23 protein-coding genes and 1 pseudogene are annotated in these 17,493 nt (G+C 40.0%); 14 read left to right on the top strand and 10 right to left on the bottom strand.

Going from position 1 to position 17,493, the window contains the following annotated elements; translation table 11 throughout:
- Window positions 1-6: 6 nt before the first annotated feature.
- The gene (locus SOI81_RS10065; protein WP_017390443.1) at window positions 7-291 is read left to right on the top strand and encodes a GNAT family N-acetyltransferase; all 285 of its coding nucleotides are present in this window, start codon (window positions 7-9) and stop codon (window positions 289-291) included.
- A 106-nt stretch (window positions 292-397) separates the two neighbouring features.
- On the opposite strand, the gene SOI81_RS10060 is transcribed toward SOI81_RS10065, so the two are convergent.
- Window positions 398-511 carry a hypothetical protein gene (locus SOI81_RS10060; RefSeq protein ID WP_086263290.1) on the bottom strand — a complete coding sequence of 38 codons (114 nt, stop codon included), beginning with the start codon at window positions 509-511 and terminating at the stop codon, window positions 398-400.
- A 64-nt stretch (window positions 512-575) separates the two neighbouring features.
- On the opposite strand from SOI81_RS10060, the gene artM reads away from it, so the two are divergent.
- The 5 genes from artM (at window position 576) to SOI81_RS10035 (ending at window position 4,464) form a co-directional block, all read left to right on the top strand.
- Entirely contained in the window at window positions 576-1,235 is a 660-nt protein-coding gene (gene artM / locus SOI81_RS10055; protein WP_016141350.1) for an amino acid ABC transporter permease, read from the top strand.
- A complete protein-coding gene (yckA, locus tag SOI81_RS10050) occupies window positions 1,225-1,890 on the top strand; it encodes an amino acid ABC transporter permease (protein ID WP_320540636.1) in 666 nt (221 codons plus the stop codon). The genes artM and yckA overlap by 11 nt, the downstream gene beginning before the upstream one ends.
- A gap of 2 nt (window positions 1,891-1,892) precedes the next feature.
- A complete protein-coding gene (gene glnQ, locus SOI81_RS10045) occupies window positions 1,893-2,624 on the top strand; it encodes an amino acid ABC transporter ATP-binding protein (RefSeq protein ID WP_320540635.1) in 732 nt (243 codons plus the stop codon).
- A 30-nt stretch (window positions 2,625-2,654) separates the two neighbouring features.
- Window positions 2,655-3,515: a transporter substrate-binding domain-containing protein gene (locus SOI81_RS10040; protein ID WP_320540634.1), complete on the top strand. Its 861-nt coding sequence runs from the start codon at window positions 2,655-2,657 to the stop codon at window positions 3,513-3,515.
- Window positions 3,516-3,597: 82 nt separating this feature from the next.
- Window positions 3,598-4,464: a cysteine ABC transporter substrate-binding protein gene (locus tag SOI81_RS10035; RefSeq protein WP_320540633.1), complete on the top strand. Its 867-nt coding sequence runs from the start codon at window positions 3,598-3,600 to the stop codon at window positions 4,462-4,464.
- A gap of 53 nt (window positions 4,465-4,517) precedes the next feature.
- On the opposite strand, the gene SOI81_RS10030 is transcribed toward SOI81_RS10035, so the two are convergent.
- Together SOI81_RS10030 and SOI81_RS10025 are read right to left on the bottom strand one after the other, a co-directional pair.
- Window positions 4,518-4,637, bottom strand: coding sequence for a hypothetical protein (locus tag SOI81_RS10030; protein WP_081313448.1), 120 nt, complete (start codon window positions 4,635-4,637; stop codon window positions 4,518-4,520).
- Window positions 4,638-4,713: 76 nt separating this feature from the next.
- A complete protein-coding gene (locus SOI81_RS10025; RefSeq protein WP_024436138.1) occupies window positions 4,714-5,649 on the bottom strand; it encodes a LysR family transcriptional regulator in 936 nt (311 codons plus the stop codon).
- 91 nt (window positions 5,650-5,740) lie between these two features.
- Here SOI81_RS10025 and SOI81_RS10020 point away from each other — a divergent pair, with 91 nt between their 5' ends.
- The gene (locus SOI81_RS10020) at window positions 5,741-6,379 is read left to right on the top strand and encodes a LysE family translocator (RefSeq protein WP_239975944.1); all 639 of its coding nucleotides are present in this window, start codon (window positions 5,741-5,743) and stop codon (window positions 6,377-6,379) included.
- A gap of 90 nt (window positions 6,380-6,469) precedes the next feature.
- On the opposite strand, the gene SOI81_RS10015 is transcribed toward SOI81_RS10020, so the two are convergent.
- Window positions 6,470-7,207 carry an SDR family oxidoreductase gene (locus tag SOI81_RS10015; RefSeq protein WP_239975945.1) on the bottom strand — a complete coding sequence of 246 codons (738 nt, stop codon included), beginning with the start codon at window positions 7,205-7,207 and terminating at the stop codon, window positions 6,470-6,472.
- Window positions 7,208-7,334: 127 nt separating this feature from the next.
- Between SOI81_RS10015 and SOI81_RS10010 the strand changes: the two genes are divergently transcribed.
- Both SOI81_RS10010 and SOI81_RS10005 read left to right on the top strand, forming a co-directional pair.
- Window positions 7,335-8,237, top strand: a complete 903-nt coding sequence (locus SOI81_RS10010) for a LysR family transcriptional regulator (protein WP_239975946.1) — start codon at window positions 7,335-7,337, stop codon at window positions 8,235-8,237.
- 28 nt (window positions 8,238-8,265) lie between these two features.
- A pseudogene (locus tag SOI81_RS10005) lies at window positions 8,266-8,367 on the top strand (AraC family transcriptional regulator); the annotation flags it as partial.
- A 49-nt stretch (window positions 8,368-8,416) separates the two neighbouring features.
- Here the strand turns inward: SOI81_RS10005 and SOI81_RS10000 are convergent.
- The gene (locus SOI81_RS10000; protein WP_239975985.1) at window positions 8,417-9,019 is read right to left on the bottom strand and encodes a LysE family translocator; all 603 of its coding nucleotides are present in this window, start codon (window positions 9,017-9,019) and stop codon (window positions 8,417-8,419) included.
- A gap of 153 nt (window positions 9,020-9,172) precedes the next feature.
- Here SOI81_RS10000 and SOI81_RS09995 point away from each other — a divergent pair, with 153 nt between their 5' ends.
- The gene (locus tag SOI81_RS09995) at window positions 9,173-9,580 is read left to right on the top strand and encodes a DUF2000 domain-containing protein (protein ID WP_239975947.1); all 408 of its coding nucleotides are present in this window, start codon (window positions 9,173-9,175) and stop codon (window positions 9,578-9,580) included.
- Window positions 9,581-9,655: 75 nt separating this feature from the next.
- Here the strand turns inward: SOI81_RS09995 and yghU are convergent, their stop codons facing one another.
- The 3 genes from yghU to SOI81_RS09980 all read right to left on the bottom strand — a co-directional run bounded on the left by yghU (window position 9,656) and on the right by SOI81_RS09980 (window position 12,167).
- Window positions 9,656-10,504, bottom strand: a complete 849-nt coding sequence (gene yghU / locus SOI81_RS09990) for a glutathione-dependent disulfide-bond oxidoreductase (RefSeq protein ID WP_320540632.1) — start codon at window positions 10,502-10,504, stop codon at window positions 9,656-9,658.
- A gap of 33 nt (window positions 10,505-10,537) precedes the next feature.
- A complete protein-coding gene (gene yfcF / locus SOI81_RS09985; RefSeq protein ID WP_320540631.1) occupies window positions 10,538-11,164 on the bottom strand; it encodes a glutathione transferase in 627 nt (208 codons plus the stop codon).
- Window positions 11,165-11,261: 97 nt separating this feature from the next.
- Window positions 11,262-12,167, bottom strand: a complete 906-nt coding sequence (locus SOI81_RS09980; RefSeq protein WP_320540630.1) for a LysR family transcriptional regulator — start codon at window positions 12,165-12,167, stop codon at window positions 11,262-11,264.
- 110 nt (window positions 12,168-12,277) lie between these two features.
- Here SOI81_RS09980 and SOI81_RS09975 point away from each other — a divergent pair, with 110 nt between their 5' ends.
- Window positions 12,278-12,709: a CidA/LrgA family protein gene (locus SOI81_RS09975; RefSeq protein WP_262446616.1), complete on the top strand. Its 432-nt coding sequence runs from the start codon at window positions 12,278-12,280 to the stop codon at window positions 12,707-12,709.
- Window positions 12,710-12,721: 12 nt separating this feature from the next.
- Entirely contained in the window at window positions 12,722-13,411 is a 690-nt protein-coding gene (ywbG, locus tag SOI81_RS09970) for an LrgB family protein (RefSeq protein WP_320138068.1), read from the top strand.
- On the opposite strand, the gene SOI81_RS09965 is transcribed toward ywbG, so the two are convergent.
- A complete protein-coding gene (locus tag SOI81_RS09965) occupies window positions 13,394-14,908 on the bottom strand; it encodes a PLP-dependent aminotransferase family protein (RefSeq protein ID WP_320540629.1) in 1,515 nt (504 codons plus the stop codon). The two genes, ywbG and SOI81_RS09965, sit on opposite strands and share 18 nt — an antisense overlap.
- 115 nt (window positions 14,909-15,023) lie before the next feature.
- Here SOI81_RS09965 and SOI81_RS09960 point away from each other — a divergent pair, with 115 nt between their 5' ends.
- Together SOI81_RS09960 and SOI81_RS09955 are read left to right on the top strand one after the other, a co-directional pair.
- Window positions 15,024-15,665, top strand: a complete 642-nt coding sequence (locus SOI81_RS09960; protein ID WP_320540628.1) for an FMN-binding negative transcriptional regulator — start codon at window positions 15,024-15,026, stop codon at window positions 15,663-15,665.
- A 36-nt stretch (window positions 15,666-15,701) separates the two neighbouring features.
- Entirely contained in the window at window positions 15,702-16,295 is a 594-nt protein-coding gene (locus SOI81_RS09955) for a GNAT family N-acetyltransferase (RefSeq protein WP_000060344.1), read from the top strand.
- A 7-nt stretch (window positions 16,296-16,302) separates the two neighbouring features.
- Here the strand turns inward: SOI81_RS09955 and SOI81_RS09950 are convergent, their stop codons facing one another.
- Entirely contained in the window at window positions 16,303-17,490 is a 1,188-nt protein-coding gene (locus SOI81_RS09950) for an MFS transporter (protein WP_239975954.1), read from the bottom strand.
- Window positions 17,491-17,493 lie beyond the last annotated feature (3 nt).

The raw sequence follows: 17,493 nt of genomic DNA, 5'->3' as shown, positions 1-17,493 counted from the left end.
TTCATTGTGAATATTCAACAAAAAGATGATACAAAACACGGCAGCTTTAGCTTACTTGATGGTGAAACCGTTGCTGGTGAAATGACTTATACATGGGCAGGCGAAGGTATGCTAATTATTGATGCCACAGATGTAAATGAAAATTATCGCGGACAAGGCGTAGGCCGCCAATTACTTGATGCGTTAGTTGCCTTTGTCCGTGAAAAAGAAGTAAAAGTAATTCCGCTTTGCCCATATGCTAAATCGGTTTTTGATAAAGACCCAAGTATTGGTGATGTTCTTAGAAAGTAAGCAATAGATTAAAAATAATTAAATAAAAATCGGGCCTGAGTGTCCGATTTTTTATTGGTTTTATCAGTCATCTTTGTTTTAGTGAATATGTTTTAAACAGTTGTATTCAGCTGATTTGAAAGATTTCGATTGCCAAATCGCATTTATCAAACTTATAGAAAAGCTTATCTAATAAAAATAGTTTTAGACCAATTGGGAAAAAAATAAACTCGTTACACAAATATTTAATGGCTGAATCAAGCTAAATATTTATAACGTTTTAATATTATTTTTTGGAATTTTCCTTGAACTGGCAGTATATCCATAGTGTGTTGCCGCAATTTTTCTCTGCAACTTTGACCACGCTGAAAATCTCAATTATCAGCATTATTTTGGCGATTATTGTAGGGCTGATTTGCAGCATTTTAATCACATATCGCGTGCGGGTGCTAAATAGAATTGCCCAGTTCTATATTGAGTTATCTCGAAATACCCCTTTATTAATTCAATTGTTCTTTTTGTATTACGGTTTGCCAAAACTCGGTATCAAAATCGATGGTTTCGCTTGTGGTGTGATCGGACTGACCTTTTTAGGCGGAAGCTATATGGCAGAAGCCTTCCGAGCAGGTTTGCAGTCTGTTGCAAAAGGGCAGATTGATTCTGCAAAAAGTATTGGTCTACAACCGAGTCAAATTTTTAGATATGTCATTTTTCCTCAAGCACTGGCTATTTCAATCCCGGCAATCGGGGCAAATTGTCTATTTCTGATTAAAGAAAGTTCTGTGGTCAGTGCCATTGCTGTGGTTGAGCTGCTTTTTGTCACCAAAGACTTAATTGGCATGGACTATAAAACCACAGAAGCGTTGTTCTTACTCATCATGGCTTATCTCATTATTTTATTGCCCGTGTCTATTTTAACCAGCTATCTGGAGCACAGAAGTCGGAAGGTGAGCCATGGAACTTGATTATCTATTTCAAGCGAATCACCTCGAACGTTTAATGTGGGGACTTTGGGCAACTGCAAAAATTGCATTTATTTCGGTGTTTTTCTCTGCAATTTTCGGCACAGTTTTCGGCGTCATTATGACCTCTAAAAATATAGTCGTTAAAGCGCTGTGCCGCCTGTACTTAGAAGCCATTCGAATCATTCCAATTTTAGTTTTGCTGTTTGTGTTTTATTTCGGCTTTGCGACATGGTTTAACTGGCAGTTTTCCGCAATGTGGGTGTGCGTTGTTGTATTTGTTTTATGGGGTACGGCTGAAATGGGCGATTTGGTGCGTGCAGCCATTACTTCAATTGATCAGCATCAACGAGATTCAGCTTATGCGCTCGGGCTTAATCATGTTCAAACTTTGATCTACGTCATTTTTCCGCAAAGTCTAAAACGAGTAACACCAGGCGCGATTAACTTATTTACCCGAATGGTGAAAACCAGCTCTTTGGCAGTGCTTATTGGTGTGGTTGAGGTCATTAAAGTTGGCCAGCAAATTATTGAAAATTCGCTGTTGACCGTGCCGAGCGCTTCTCTTTGGATTTATGGCTTTATTTTTATTTTGTATTTTCTGATTTGCTATCCCTTATCTCGTTTGGCGGCACATTTAGAAAAGGTCTGGGAGTAATTATGCCTTTGTTATCGATAAAACAATTACAGAAATCATTTGCACAAAGTCATATTTTACAGGGCATTGATCTGGATGTAGAACAAGGAGAGGTAGTTGTTATTTTAGGCCCATCGGGCTGTGGTAAAAGTACCTTACTGCGTTGTATTAATGGTTTAGAACCGATTCAGGGTGGTGAAATCCGTTTAACTGGTTCAGGTGTTTTGGGTAAAGATGTGGACTGGACTAATGCTCGTCAAAAAATCGGCATGGTTTTTCAGAACTATGAGCTATTTGGGCATATGAACGTTATTGACAATATTTTGCTCGGGCCACTTAAAGTACAAAAACGCCACCGCGATGAAGCTGAACAAGTAGCAGATGAGTTGTTAAAGCGAGTTGGACTGTTTGAGCGAAAACTTGATTATCCACGCCAACTGTCTGGCGGACAAAAACAACGTATCGCTATTGTGCGTTCACTGGTCATGCAACCTAAAGTCATTTTACTTGATGAAGTTACCGCTGCGCTTGACCCAGAAATGGTCAGAGAAGTGCTTGATGTAGTCCTTAAATTGGCGAATGAAGGAATGACCATGTTGATTGTGACACATGAGATGTCCTTTGCACGTAAGGTTGCCGACCGCATTATTTTTATGGATAAGGGCAAAATTATTGAACAGGCTTCACCAGAAGAATTTTTTGAACAGCCAAAAACAGAACGAGCGAAAGCCTTCTTAAATATTTTGTCGTACTAAATTTTTATTATTTGAATCATGAGGAAGTGAATGTTTGAACGTAATTCAATAAAAATATTAAGCAGTCTTGCCGTTGCTGGGGTGTTACTCACTGCATGTAGTAAAACGCCATCCACTGAACAGCCAAGTAATGTTCAAGAAGACCATTCTTTAGAACAAGTCAAAAAAAATGGAGTTCTACGAGTTGCTGTTTTTGCCGATGATCCGCCGTTTGGTTATGTAGATAGCGCGGGGAATAATCAGGGCTTTGATGTCGCTTTAGCAAAACGGGTGACTAAAGATTTGCTCGGTGATGAAAAAAAAGTTGAGTTTATTGTGACTGAAGCTTCAAATCGGGTGGAGTTTTTAAAATCAAATCGTGCCGATATGGTGTTCGCGACATTTACGGTAACCCCTGAACGCAAAGAGGTTGTCGATTTTGCCGAACCTTATTTAAAAGGTGCTTTCGGCATAGTCTCTCCTAAAGCCAAGCCAATTACAGATATTGCCCAATTAGAAGGTAAGACCTTAATTGTAAATAAAGGCACCAGTTCAGATACCTACTTTACCAAGCATTATCCTAAAGTGAATTTACTCAAGTTTGAAAGAAATTCGGATGCCTTTAAAGCCTTAACCGACGGTCGTGGCGACGCGATTTCACAAGATAGTACCTATGCTTTAGCGTGGGCCGCAAAGAACCCAAGTTATGTGGCAGGTATTCAGTCTATTGGTGATCAAGAGTTTATTGCACCAGCAGTTAAAAAGGGCAATACCCAACTATTGAATTGGCTCAATACTGAAATCAAGCAGCTCAGAACAAGTGGTGAAATTAAGAAAATTTATGATGAAACCTTGAAACCAATTTACGGTGACTCGGTCAATCCGAATGTGTTTTTAGATGTAGGCCAATAATTTTTAATATCGCTGAAGCAGTGCCTAAAACTAGGCGCTGCTATTTTAAATACGACTTTTACAAGAACGATAGGGTGAAATAATGACAACATTAACATTTCAAAACGTGAAGTATATTTTGGCGGCATCTTTACTGAGTTTAGGTTTAGTTGCATGTGACAAAGGAACTCAGTCTACTGAAAAAACGGCAGATACCACACAAACTGTGTCGAGTATTGAACAGATCAAAAAGAATGGCGTAGTACGAATTGGTGTATTTAGCGATAAACCGCCGTTTGGATATTTAGATGCCCAAGGGAAAAATCAGGGCTTTGATGTAGAGATTGCCAAGCATGTTGCTAAAGATCTGCTCGGTGATGAAAACAAAGTTGAGTTTGTTTTAACTGAAGCGGCTAACCGTGTCGAATATTTAAAAGCCAATAAAGTGGATATTATTTTTGCAAACTTTACCGTTACGCCAGAACGTAAAGAAGTGGTCGATTTTGCTAAGCCTTATTTAAAAGTTGCTTTGGGCGTGGTTTCTCCTAAAAGCCATCCAATTACAGATGTTGCTCAACTGAAAGACAAAACTTTGTTGGTAAACAAAGGGACAACGGCTGATTCATTTTTCACCAAGACTCATCCTGAAATTAAACTACAAAAGTATGAGCAAAACACTGAAACTTTTGATGCTTTAAAAGATGGTCGTGGCGCTGCGCTTGCCCATGATAACTTGCTGGTTTTAGCGTGGGCTAAAGAAAATCCAAATTACACTGTTGGCATTACCAATTTAGGTGAGCAGGACTTAATTGCTCCAGCAGTGAAAAAAGGTGATAAAGAGTTATTGGACTGGTTGAATCAAGATTTAGAGAAACTGGCTAAAGAAGGGGTAATTCATCAAGCTTATGAAAAGACTTTAAAACCAGTCTATGGCGATACGATTAATCCAAAAGATCTATTAGTTGAGTAATCATACTCATAATTTCTAAAGATTAAGAGCCTTCTAAATAGTATTTGCTCGAGCTAGGATTCATCTACAGCCTGCCCATAATTTATAAAGATAATGTTTTGGCAATATTTTTTATAGATGTAAACAGTGGTCAGGTTCTGTAGATGAGAAAGTTTTTTGGTTACTTTTTTCAAAAAAAGTAACAGAATTAGCTGAGTGCTTTAGAGGTTAAAAGGTAGGATTATATCGTGCTAACTCCTTGACTTTATATTACTTTAACTTAAATAAAGTCGGCTCTGCTGCTAATTTATCAGCCAGATATTGAATCAATACACTCAATTTAGGCGGGACATGCCGTGTCGGTGGGTAAAGTAACCACAGCCCACCGCTATAATAAGTCTTAAAATACCAATCTGGTAAAACCTGAACTAAGGTCCCTTGCTGTAGAGCATGGCGTGCAACGAAGTACGGCAAGCTCGCAATACCTAAGTGCTGTAATGCGGCACTTAAACGTACACCCGTATGGTTTGCAGCATAACGCCCACGCACAGCCACACTTATCGATTTATTTCCTTGTTGAAATTTCCATTTTGAGTCACTCGCTTGTTCCCCCAAGTAAATACATTCATGCTGCTTTAAATCATGAGGATGACTCGGTGTGCCATGCTTTGCCAAATACTCAGGTGTTGCACAAACCAAGTGATCAATATCAATAAGTTTTCGACCCATAAGGCCACCTGGTGGTTGCTCTGTAATTCGAAGTGCTAAATCAACCCCATCATCAATCAGGTCTACATAGCGATCTTCTAAAAGCATTTGAATATCAATTTTCGGGTAGCGTTCTAAAAATTCGGGTAAATGCGGATGAATCATAAAATGTCCCACAGCTTTCGGAACACTCATGCGAATAATACCTTCTGGTTCGACATGAAATTGGCCTGAACTTTCCATCACTGCTTGTGCCGCATTCACCATATCTAGACAACGTTGATAAACCTGCTGTCCACTTTCACTTAAACGAAGTTTCCGGGTGGTCCGATAGAGTAAGCGGGTGCCTAAAGCGCGTTCTAAACGGGCAATCGCGCGACTAACAGCAGAAGGTGTTGTACCAAGTTGCCTTGCAGTTTCAGAAAAACTTTCCGACTCGACAACCTTAACGAAAGTCGCCATTTCATTTAACAGAACCAGACTTTGATTTGTGCTCATGAGGCAAAAGTTATTTGGATTTTGATTGGATTATCGCGTCTAAAAAATCGCAATACAATCTTTTAGGTGATTTTCAGGAAATTAAATTGTTATGTGGCAGTTGTATGGACATGAGTTTTTAACGCTAGCGCTCATTCACTTTATGGCGGTGATTTTACCTGGGCCAGATTTTGTGATTACCGTAAGACAAAGTGTGCGTTACGGCTACTTAATTGGATGTCTAACCGCAATTGGTATTGGTGTAGGAATTTCAGTGCATGTATTTTATACACTTGTTGGTATTGGCTTTTTGATTCAACAAAGCGAATGGCTCATGTCACTGATCAGAACAGCGGGGGCAGCTTACTTAGTGTATTTAGGATGGCAATGTTTACGTAGTCAGCCGAATACAAATCTTGAGATCAATAGCCAAACTGATAGTGATGCTCCAAGTTTGTTTAAAGCTTTTACGATGGGTTTTCTCACCAATGCATTAAACCCAAAAGCCACCATCTTTTTTCTGGCAATTTTTACGACGATTGTAAGTACCACCACACCGATGAAAGTTCAGGTTTTTTATGGAGTGTGGATGTGTATGGTTAATGCTATTTGGTTTATGGTGGTGAGTGTGCTGTTTGCACAGCCTATTGTACGTAAACGATTTTTAGAGTTTGGAGTTTATTTTGAGCGGGTAATGGGAGTTTTATTAATTGGGATTGCATTGAGATTGATTTGGGAATTATTTCTTTAATTTAGACTTGTTACGTTTCACAGCATAGCCATTTATAAGTTTGGAATATACTTTACATATTCCAAACTTAGATTAAATATAATTTAAAAATTAAGCAAATCCACCATTTACTCGAATGACTTGTGAATTTACCCAACGCCCATCTGGGCCAGCTAGCATGGCAACTACACTGGCAATTTCTTCAGGTGTTCCAATTCTTTCCAATGGGGCAAGTTTTGCAATAGCCGAAACCTGCTCGTCAGTTTTTCCATTGTAAAAAAGGTCAGTACCTGTCGGGCCGGGCGCAACTGCATTTACAGTAATATTTCGGCCGCGTAACTCATTTGCTAACACATGTACCAAACCTTCTACACCTGCTTTGGATGCAATATAGGGACCATATGCCGGAAAAGATTTAGCAATTACACTGGTTGAAAGCGTAATAATTCGGCCACCATCTGGTACTGTTTCGGCCGCATGAGCCAATATTAAAAATGCACCCCGTAAATTGGTATGAATCACTTTATCGAAATCAGGCAGAGCTTCAGGTGTAATTTTTGCCATAGGCATAATGCCTGCGCTATGAACCACGACATCTAATTGACCATTAATGGCTTTTGCCTGCTGAAATAAACGGCTAACATCATGTTCATTTGCAACATCGGCTTGAATGGCAGAGGCTTGACCACCTTGCTCAATAATATGATCTACAGCTGCTTGGGCATGATTTGCATTGCCAGCATAATTAATGATCACATAAAAACCATCTTGAGCTAGACGTTCGGCAATAGCACGGCCAATACCACGAGATGCACCAGTGACAAGAGCTGTTTTTTTCGAAATATTCATTGTTTAACTAGCCTGTTCGAGTAAGTATGGTTTATTTTAATAATGTAGAAATATGGGATAAAGTCTCATAATTGGATAAGATAATTCCAAATACATTAATAATGTGGTTGGCTAAAAAGAGAGCATTATGGATAAATTTGATACCTTACAGCTTTTTACCCGCATCGTAGAGTTGGGTAGCTTTAGTCAGGCAGCCGACCAATTGAATATCCCACGCGCTACAGCAAGTAATGCCATTAAAGAGTTAGAAAATAATTTACAGTGCCGTTTACTAGAGCGAACTACGCGGCATGTTAGACCATCACTCGATGGGCAGGCATTTTATGAGCGCTGCACACAAATATTATCGGAACTCGATGATGCCGAATCGTCTTTGCGCAATGTCGTGGCACAGCCACGCGGCTTATTACGTATTGATTTATCTGGTGCACATGCGACTAAAATTGTTTTACCCAGTATTGATCAATTTCACGAGTTATATCCCGATATTGAACTGGTAATTAGTACGGGTGACCGTTTAGTTGATCTTATTAGAGAGGGAATAGACTGTGTGGTGAGAGCAGGACGTCTGGATGATTCATCTTTAATTGCTCGGCATTTGGTCGATATGCCGCAAGTCATTTGTGCGAGTCCTGACTATTTAAATAAGTATGGAACACCTTTGCAGCCAGAAGAATTGTTATTACATTATTGTGTTAATTTCTTCTCAACTACAGGTGGACGAAACTATCCAATTGAATTGATGGTTAATGGCAAAAAACAAGATTATTTTTTGAAAAGCTGGATAGCGGTAAATGACGCTGAAAACTATGTATTAGGTGCTTTACGTGGGGCAGGGTTAATTCAGGTGCCACGCTACCATGTGGCCGAACATTTAAAAGATGGGCAATTGGTTGAGGTTTTGTCTGACTGGAAAAGCCCCGCCATGTCGGTTTCTGCATTGTACCCGCAACATCGACAACTTTCGCCACGGGTGCGGGCATTTGTAGCTTGGTTGAGTGACTTATATACAGGCTATTTTTCAAAATAACGATACCGACTCTAATAATCTGGAACGAATTGCAGGTTTTTTTGATCAAAGTCATATGACACGTCATTTTCTAAAAGCCTTCGGTTTGACTACAGCCATATGGCGGATGATCAATAAGCTCTCTTCTTAAACAAGTTATTTAAAAGCCAGCCTGTGTATAGACCGACCTCAACTTTGTTTTAAATTAGATGTATGCCTTTTAAGAAATCATAAAGCATGAATATGCCGGAAATGATCAGCATTATTCCCATGGCTTTGTTTAGGCGGTTAAACCAGTTTTTATTTTTAATTTTTTTACCTAATACTGTACCTGCCCAAGAGTAAAGGCAGGGCGCACCAGCTGCACCCAGTGAAATGAGCAATGACACTAAAAAGATTTGAATGCCAGTAATATGTGCAGTTGGATACATAATCGTGGTTACAGGCAAAATCACTAATATCCCTTTTGGATTTAAGGCTTGTATCCAAAAGCCATTCCAGAAAGACAAAGTCTGAACTCCAGTGGTTTCATCACGAATATCAATGTCCGCCTTTAACATTTGGTATGAAAGATAAAACGTATAAAGTGCACCGAACAAAGCAATATAGTGCAAAGCATTTCTTGGAATGATCGCTGCGCCAATATATCCAAAAATCATGAATAACATCAGCATTGCACAACCAACACCTATAAAAAAATAAATCGTTTTTTTGAATTGTCCTGTTAGCCCAGCATTTAGACCCATAAAATTTACTGGACCGGGGCTATACATCACACTCAAGGTATAAAAAAAGATTTCCATAAACGCATCTACTAAAACAAAACAACCCAGCATAGTGACTCGCAAATTTAGAATCTTGTACGTTTGTGATGGCTCCTGCACAAACGTACAAGACGAGAAAAATCTGAAGAGTCATGATGAGCGACCTAAAGTTATGACTCAGGATAGGGGTTTATGTTTGACACAAAAATTGCGCTGATTGTCCGTAATGATCTTACGACGTGGCAAAGGCTAAATGTGGTGGCTTTTTTGGCAACGGGAATTGCCTCTGCTGTACCTGAAATGTTGGGAAAACCTTATATCGATGCGAATGGCTATGAGTATGGCAATATGTTAGGGCAGCCAATGTTGGTATTTGAAGGGGATTTATCAGGACTACAAAAAGCGCATCGCAAAGCAATTGAACAAGATTTAACGATAATTCCCTATGTACACGCCATGTTTTCTACAGGAAATGATGAGGATAATCGGGCGGTTTTTTTAGCTGAAGATGCGAATCAATTAAATTTGGTCGGAGTGGCGTTAAGAGGTCCTAAAAAATTGGTCGATAAAGCAATTAAGGGGCTTTCTTTGCATCAATAAGAAATAAGATTTTTATTGGAAGAACGATAAAACCCACTGTTTGAGCAAAAGTGGGTTTTATTTTAACAATGAAAATTAAACTTTATCTTGGGTTTTGGTTTCAAAGTCGCTGGCATCATGGCGTTCATGTAACTGTGTAGCTAAATCGCCAAAAGTACGGTTGACCATTCGACCACGTTGTACCGCAGGGCGCGCTAAAATCGCATCTGCCCAACGCTGAACATTTTTATATTGATCGACACCTAAAAACTCTGCGCCGTTATAGACCCAGTTTTTAACAAGACCACCATACCAAGGGAATGCAGCAATATCTGCAATGGTATATTCAGAACCAGCCAAATATTCATGCTTTGCTAAATGTTGATCTAACACATCAAGCAAACGTTTTGTTTCCATGGCGAAGCGATTAACCGCATATTCAATTTTAACAGGGGCATAGGCATAAAAATGCCCAAAACCACCACCTAAATATGGTGCGCTACCCATTTGCCAAAATAGCCAATTGAGACATTCGGTACGTGCAGCAATATCAGTTGGAATGAAAGCTTTAAACTTTTCAGCCAAGTAAAGCAAAATTGAACCAGACTCAAACACTCTTAATGGCGGGTTCTGGCTATGGTCAACCAATGCTGGAATTTTAGAGTTTGGATTAATTTCTACAAAACCGCTGCCAAATTGCTGTCCTTCACCAATTTTGATGAGCCAAGCATCATATTCAGCATCTTGATGTCCTAATGCTAAAAGCTCTTCTAGCAAAATCGTGACTTTTTGACCATTAGGCGTTGCTAAAGAGTAGAGCTGGAGCGGATGTTTCCCTACCGGAAGTGTATGTTCATAACGCGAGCCTGAAGTAGGTTGGTTTAAATCGGTTTTTTCTCCAGTCCATTGCCAAACTTGTGGAGGAATATAGTTTGAATCACTCATTTTTTATCTCGTGTTTGGTGTAAATATAAGGATTTATTTATGTCGTAAGGCAAGCCATTTTCTTACGCTCGGGCGTTGCCACTGCTGTAATGCATAGTTCTTTAAGCGTTCTGGTACAGCATCACTGTTTTGAATAAGACGTTGCAATATTAATGCAAGTTCAGCATCCACAATGCTCCATGAACCAAAAAGAAATTCGGCGTTCGGGGCAAGAAGTTTTTCTACAACAAAGAACAGTTTCTCGGCTGCTTTTAGACCTTGTTCAGAAAGTGGTTTAGATGTGGGCTGAATAAAAATAACATCGGTTGGTCGTTCAGTTCTTAGAGCCACTAGGTCTGATCGGAGCCATGCTTGAATTTGTCGTGCTCTTGCACGCGCTTGGATATCTTTTGGATAGATAGCTGTGTCTGGATAGAGATCTTCAAGATATTCCAAAATGGCAGATGATTCTGATAAAGCAAAATCGTTATGCTCAAGTACAGGCACTTTGGCTGTTAATGACTTTTCGACATAAGATTTTTCAAACTGGCCTTGCTGACCTAAGTTGATGGTTGCTATTTCAAATGGAATTTGTTTTTCATGTAGCCCTACAAAAACTGTAAACGCATAGGGACTTAGAAATTGTGAATCTGTGTAGAGCTTAAAACGTTCATTATTCATTGTTATTGTCCATGTCATAAAACAATCGGATCTAGTCTAAGTGAGCTGATCCAAGATTGGGTAGCTTTTTTGTGGAAAAGCTTTATCGGTTTTTAAATTAAGCTTTAATGTGCTGAAAATGTTGGCGAATAATGCTCAGCCAAGCTTGAACTGCTGGTGAGGCAGGAAGATTCTTTTTCCAAGCCATGACTAAGTGCCATTGAATATTTGGTTTTTCGAGTGGCACTGCTGCAAATAAACTAGGGTCAAGCATATCGGTATAATATTGAGGAAGAAGTGCGATCCCCATACGTTGTAACACCATGTCTGCCAGAAGATGCCATTGGCTGGTACGGCAAGCAATGGTTGGGTAAAAACCATGCTGTTTACATGCATCGAGAATAATACTGTTTAAAGAGAAATTTTCAGGAAACATTAAAAATGATTGGTGTTGTAGCTCTTCTAGATTTATTTTTTTACGGGTTGCCCACGTGGCATCACGACGTAAAAGAACCATTAAAGGGTAGTTACATAGCTCAATGCTATTGAAAATTTGCGTATCAAAAGGCTGCAATAAAACACCAACATCTAACTCGTTATTAAGTAAAGCTTGTTCAATACCGCGTGAACCCACTTCCATAAAAGCCAATTCAATATCAGGCCACTGTTGGTGATAATCAAACAGGGCAGTCGTTAAGAGCTGTGAACCTAAAGGCGGAACGCCAAGTTTTAAAGTCCCTGTTTTTAATTGTTGATAATTTTCTATCTCAAGAAAGATGTTCTGTTCTGCCTGAAGAAGCTCGACTGCATGTTGATAAATGCGTTCTCCAATTTGGGTTAATTCAATTTGTCTTTTTCGGCCGTGCTCAGGTTTGACCAAAAGTTGGACCTGAAGCTGTTCTTCAAGCTGTTGTATTATTTTACTAATGGTGGGCTGAGTCAGATATAACTCGTCAGCAGCACGGGTAAAGCTTTTAGTTTTTACCAGTGTAACGAAGCATTGTAATGATTTTAGAGAAAGCATAATAAAGAATAGATTATTCCATTTTTGAATAATTTTAACATGAATAATTCATATTTAGCAGCTTTAACCAAGATAGCATAATAGTGTAGTTAACCATTTAATTTCGCAAAATGAGTACTGAATCTGCTTCGGGAACACCCACACAACCTTCATTTTTAATTTTAGTTAAACAAATTTTGATTTTGGCTGGATTTTGGTGGGTAGGATATCTATTACATCAAAAACTTGGTGTACCTGTCTCGGCAGGCATTTTAGGGATGTTTTTATTGCTTTTATGCCTGTTCTTTAAAATTATCAAAATGGATCAGGTGGCAATGGGAGCAACTGTTGTTTTAGGTGAACTGTTGCTGTTTTTTGTGCCTGTTGTGGTCGCCGTAGTTCAGTATAAAACCTTGTTTATGACTGAAGGGTGGCAAATTGTCTTGAGCATTGCAGTTGGGACTATTTCGGTCATGCTCAGTACGTGCCTGACGATTCACTATTACAATCGTTTGAAAGCTTATTTACAGGCTCGAAAACGTCTTCAACATAAGCATATCTAAAGAGCAAACGACATGAATATTTGGTCAATTCTTTGTCTGATCTGGACTTTGGTAGCCTATGTTGTGGCAAAGCGGATCTATCAGAAAAATCCAAAACTTTGGTTATCACCCGCAATTAGTGTGCCTGTACTCACCATTATTTTGATGACGATTTTTGGAATTTCATATCAAACTTATGCAGAAGATACCCAGTGGATTGTGAATTTATTAGGGCCTGCAACGGTTGCTTTTGCTGTACCGATTTATCGCTATCGGGAAACGATTCGTAAAAACCTCGGGGTTCTCTCGATTGCGATTATTGTCGGCATGAGTGTAGGTGTGATGTCTGCCTATGAAATGGCACAGTGGTTCCATTTTAGCCCTGAAGTGACCAACAGTTTAATGGCCCGTTCTATTTCAACACCATTTGCCATGATTTTAGCGGAAGATATTCATGGTTCGGCAGCATTGGTTTCTTTATTTACGGTTATTACGGGTTTGGTTGGTATGATCTGCGGCGATGCAATTTTAGCGATTACTAAAATCCGTTCTAATGTAGCCAATGGGGCAGCCTTCGGTAATGCAGCCCATGGTTTTGGTACAGTTAGAGCACAGCAGCGCAATAGTGAAGAAGGTGTAATTGCTAGTTTGACTATGGTTATTGCCGGTATTTTAATGGTATTAATTGGACCATTTGCGATTCATCTATGGTTGGTGCTGTAGGTTTTCCGATGTGGGCTTGGCATGTTGTTGAATAATGTTTGATAGTTTTTTAATGGCTTGTTTCATCAGCTCAGGTTCAAAATCTCCTAAACCGACAATCAGACCCGGACGTTGCTGTTCTTTTGAAAATGTCGGTGAAATTGCTTTAATGGCAATACCTGCATCGACTGCCGAGCTTGCAACGTCAATATCATTAATATGATGAGCAAGCCATAACACCATATGCATGCCTTGATCGCCCGGCTGTAACCAAGCCAGTTCTTGAGGGATGTATTTTTCAATCAAGCCAATAATGTATTCTCGAACTTCTGCATAGACATTTCGAGTCCGTCGAATATGTCGCTCTAAATAACCCTCTTGAATAAAAGCAGCTAAAACATGCTGGTCGGCAGCAGGCGGGTGCCTATCAATTAAGACTCTAAGCCCACAAAAAGGAGCTACCAGTTCTTTAGGCAACACTGCATAGCCAAGTCTAAGGGATGGAAATAACACTTTGCTGAAAGTACCCAAATAAATCACTTGGTCGGGTGCCATGCCTTGTAAAGATGGGAAAGGTTGACCGTTATAGCGAAGTTCGCTGTCATAATCATCTTCAATGATCCATGCATTTTGCTGTTTTGCCCAAGCCAATAAAGCCGTACGTCTTGCTAGACTCATTGGCATACCAAGTGGGTATTGATGAGATGGCGTCACAAAAGCAGCACGTGCATATTTTGCAAGCTTAATGCCAGTTTCAACCTGAATGCCTTCTTCATCGATAGGAACACGAACCATACGAATGTTTTGTACGGTATGCTCAAAAATGGCTGTGGTCCCCCGATAAGCCGGATCTTCAACCCAAACTTCATCTTTTGCTTCAAATAAAATCTGGCTGCAAATATAAAGTGACTGTTGAATGCCAGGAGTAATCACAATTTGGTCAGGTTCGCAGTGTACAGAGCGTGATCGGCGTACATAGTCTGCTATAGCAACTCTGAGTGATAACACACCTTGCGGCTCGCCATAACCCGAAGGAGCACCTGCACCTCGTGATCTAAATTTATTGCCAAACTTACGCCAGATATCACTTGGTTGAGTACGACCGACGGGGACAGATACCGCAAAAGGAACATGAGGAAGTGGTTTAAATTCTTTAAGCACTTTGGCATAAGAACGTGCCGATTTGGTCAAAGATATCGAGTTAGGTTTATTTTCTTTTTGAGAATGTTGCGGTGTAGTTTTTTTAGTTAAAGCATGAGACACATAAGTGCCCGTTCGTGGTTGAGAGTCAAACACACCTTCAGCTAAAAGCTGATCATAAGCTTCAATAATGGTTCCGCGAGCGACACCTAAGGTTAAAGCCAGTTCACGGGAAGAAGGCAATGGATCACCGGGTTGTAAATCACCACTTTGTACAGCTTCACGTAAAGCTTGGGTCAGCTGAGCACTAATCTTTCCTTGGCTTTTATCAATCTTTGCAATAGACGGAAGTTCAACAACTTTTGCCATTCTTGCCATAATTCTGGTCTACTTAAAAAAATACAAAGTGGTTCTTTTTAATAAACCACATAAACCAGAAAATTTACAACACATAATATAAATAACCCTAATATTTACAGCGAGGTCTTGAGTCATGTATATCCCTGATGATTTTGCAGAAAACAGGTTGGATGTGTTGCATTCTCTTATTACAGAATATCCATTTGGGGTGCTTTTCACACATGGAAGTAATGGCTTAGATGCAAATCATCTTCCATTCGAGTTACAGGCAAATGAAGGGAAATTTGGCATGCTACATGCGCATGTGTCTCGAAATAATTCTGTTTGGCAGGACATTAAAAATGGAGATGAGGTACTCGTCGTGTTTCAAGCTGGCGATGCGTATATTTCACCAAATTGGTACCCATCCAAACATGAACAGCACAGACAAGTGCCTACTTGGAACTATAGGGTTGTGCATGCATATGGCAAGGTGACGATTCGAGATGATGAACGCTATGTTCGTGGTGTAGTGGCTCGTTTAACCCGTACCCATGAAGCATCTCAACCTGAACCATGGAAAATGTCCGATGCACCAAAAGACTATCTTGAACCAATGTTAAAGGCGATTGTGGGAATAGAAATTGAAATTACTAAGCTGCAAGGAAAATCAAAACTTGGGCAAAATAAAGAACGCCGAGACATTTTAGGCGCGGCAGATGGCCTATCGACGTCTGGTCATCAAACTATAGCGAATGCCATGTACAGTGTGGCTGAGTTAAATAAACAATTTTGAAAATATAAAATTTTAATATCAATTGAGGAGATAAAGATGTCTTTGACTACACCTGTTGAGTTAGTGGGTGAACACGTTATTTTAAAGCCGCTCGATGTAACTCAAGCTGAAGCGCTCAAAGAGGCCGTTTGCGATGGGGAACTCTATAATCTTTGGTATACCCGTGTGCCAAGACCTGAACAGATGACTGCTGAAATTGAAAGACGTCTTGATTTGCAAAAATCTGGTTCTATGTTGCCTTTTTATATTGAAGACCGAAAAACGGGGCGAGCGCTGGGCATGACAACTCTCATGCATATTGAAGAAGCTCATCGCCGTGTAGAAATTGGTTCGACGTGGTATCGCAAGTCTGCACAGCGTACGCCTGTAAATACTGAATGTAAAAAGCTCCTATTGGCTCATGCATTTGAGACTTTAAACTGTATTGCGGTTGAATTACGCACATCTTCTTTAAATGTTCAAAGTCAAGCCGCGATTGTACGTTTAGGTGCAAAGCTCGATGGTGTGCTAAGAAGCCATCAAATTGTGAAAGATGATATTTTACGGGACACACATGTTTATAGCATTTTGAAACATGAGTGGCCTGCGGTCCGTCAAAATCTAGAATGGCTATTGAGCAAACCGCGTTAAAAAGAATTTAAACAAACTGCTTTTCTCTTTTTTGGCTTAGCCAGAAGAGAGAAGCTGCGGCAATCACCAACCATGGTATTAACGCCATATTCATTGCTTTCCAGCCAAATAAATCCAGTAAAGCACCTGCACTAAACGAACAAATCAATCCCACAACAAAAACGGTCATATCATTAATCGCCTGGGCTTTGGCTTTTTCAGCTACGGAATAGGTTCCTGTGAGTAAAGAAGTACTGCCAATAAATAAAAAGTTCCAACCCACGCCTAATAAAATGAGCGAGATAGCAAAAGATGCGAACTCAATACCTGAGAGAGCAAATCCAATGTAGCAAGCAAATAATAAAAGACCTGCAAACATGATTTTAATTACCCCAAAACGTGCAATTAAATTTCCAGTAAAGAATGAAGGTAGGAACATACCAAGCACATGTAGCTGAATGACGGTGGTAATTGATCCAAGTTCATGGTGTGAATGTCGCATAGCAATTGGTGTGGCGGTCATACCTAAAATCATGATGCCATAGCCTGTTACTGCGCCAAATAACGCAACCAAATAGGTCGGTTGAAAGACAATCTGTTGCCATGGGCGACCAGCAGTAAAGTCAGACTTTTGCTCAACTGTATCGGCAATATGTAGGCTAGATAAAATTCCCATTGCCACAAATGAGATAATACTAATAATTAAAAATGAACCGATATATTCTAAATGTTGAAATAATGGGCCACCAAAACGGGCTAAAGTCGGACCAATCAGTGCTGCAACAATTCCACCTGCCATCACCCAAGAAATAGCACGTGAGCGAAACGCGTCAGTTGCCACTTCACTGGCAGCAAAACGGTAAAACTGAGCAAAGGACTGATAGGCCCCGACACATAGCGTACCCAAAGCCAGAAGCATGAGTGAACTATAAAAAATACCGATTGATGCAATAATGCCGCCGAGTACACCTAAGAAAGCGCCGAATAGAAAACCATTACGTCGTCCTACACGTGCCATGAGCATTGAGGCCGGAAACATCATTAAGGCTGTCCCCAAAAACATAGATGCGATGGGTAGCGTTGCAAGTGTTGGGGTGTTTGCAATATTAGCGCCAGCCAAGCCACCAATGGTCATGACCATGACGGAAACGGTTTGGAAAAGTGATTGAGAACTCGCCAGAATTAATACTTGGCGGTGCATGGTATTTTGAAGCATAAC

It is taken from the genome of Acinetobacter pittii (assembly GCF_034067285.1).
GTDB classification, from domain to species: Bacteria; Pseudomonadota; Gammaproteobacteria; order Pseudomonadales; family Moraxellaceae; genus Acinetobacter; species Acinetobacter pittii_E.
This window is presented reverse-complemented; position numbering and strand designations above follow the sequence as displayed.